We start from the raw sequence: 1,606 nt of genomic DNA, 5'->3' as shown, positions 1-1,606 counted from the left end.
TGAATCTATGAGCCTAGAATAATATTGTCTCAGATTAAAGAAGAATTTGTTTGTTTTTTACCTCAGTTCTTTGTTGTGTGTAGTTATTTCTTTTTCCCCGTCCAATATGAAATGAATTTCCTTCCCTCGGAATACGAAATGCCGTAAATCATAGTACCTGAAAAATACCCGGAATGAAAGTAAGTGTTACTGCCGTCTTTAGTTGTAAAGGCAAAACGAATATTTCCCCATTCACTATTTATTAGACCATTAGAAAATGTAGAACCATAAAATTCTCCACTAAATTCTTTTCCTGATACTTCGGTAATGTAAAAATCTTTTAGATAAGGTTCGCTGTTTGGGCTTGGTCTTAAATCAATTTGCCAAGTTCCATTAATTTTCTCAATATTTGTATCAATAAAGCTATTTTGTAATTCGGTTGCGGGAATTTCGACCTCTTTCCCTATGCTCGCTAAATATAATTTTTCTGAAAGTTCATATAAATTAGTGGCGTTTGTATTGCTCAATACAATTATGGTTTTATCATTCTCCATCGTGTGAATCCAATTCGCATTAGAACCAAGAATTGCTCCTGTACGATAATAGAATGGTTCACTGAAATTTCCCCAGCCTGTTGAACCCCAAAGCCCATAAGCCGTATATCCAAGTTCAGGATGAATGGTTAATAATTTTTCGGTCGTTTCTTTGCTTAATACTTTGTTATTGAAAAGCGCTTGATCAAACTTTAGCAGGTCTTCAACTGTAGAATAAAGTGCACCTGCACCAAAGTAGAGTTCAGGGTAATAAGGAGCATCTCTAAAAAATATTCCTAGAGAATCTTGGTAAGTATAGCTGGGCAACAATCCTGGATTGATTTCGTTGGATTTCACCATTTGAGTGTTCTGCATTTCAAAAGGGTTCAATATAACTTTGGTCAGGTAGGTTTCGTAACTACTTTGAGATATCGTTTCAATTATTTTTTGAAGTAAAATGTACTCTGTATTGCCGTAATCGGATTTCTCTCCTGGAGTAAAGACTAGTTTTCCTGAGCAATAGGTTTCAATAAATTCATCCAGCGTTATATCTGTTTGGTAGGGTGCCATTCCAAGAGCATCCAGCTTGTTTTCAATCCCTGAAGAATAGGTTAACAATTGATGTATGATGACTTTATCTTTTCCTTCTCCTTGGTAATTGGGTAGGTATTTGCCTATTTTATCATCAAGGTTTAGCCTTTTTTCTTCAGCCAATTTCATAACGAGTACCGCAGTAAAAACCTTGGTCATGGAGGCAATTCTGAATTTTGACTTGGTGTTCAGTATCGAACTATTTTGTCTATTTCCAATACCTGCACTGCTCAAAAAATCAATTTCCCCTTTGGTGGCAACAAGAGCCACACCATTAAATTGCTTTTCAGTATTGTAATAATTTAGTAATTCTAAAAATTGCGGATTTTGAGCAAAGATTAATTGCGTCAAACAAATTCCAATTATTGTTAAATAGATTTTCATTCTTTTTTATTAGTCTGCGTTTTAATTACACACAACGGTTCGGCTCGTATGTTTGGTTCTTAGTTTGAAGATACTATATTTTGAATGATAAATTAGTTTAAAGGAAGGGTGATTACGTG

The 1,606-nt window shown here is 34.6% G+C and carries 1 protein-coding gene; it reads right to left on the bottom strand.

Annotation, left to right across the window (positions count from 1 at the left end):
- Positions 1-83: 83 nt before the first annotated feature.
- Positions 84-1,487 carry a serine hydrolase domain-containing protein gene (locus ACEN2N_RS18945; protein WP_441825790.1) on the bottom strand — a complete coding sequence of 468 codons (1,404 nt, stop codon included), beginning with the start codon at positions 1,485-1,487 and terminating at the stop codon, positions 84-86.
- Positions 1,488-1,606 lie beyond the last annotated feature (119 nt).

Origin of the sequence: Maribacter spongiicola (assembly GCF_052119685.1) — a bacterium.
GTDB lineage: Bacteria > Bacteroidota > Bacteroidia > Flavobacteriales > Flavobacteriaceae > Maribacter > Maribacter spongiicola_A.
Note: the sequence above shows the minus strand (reverse complement) of the source record. Positions and strands in the feature narration are given on the sequence as shown.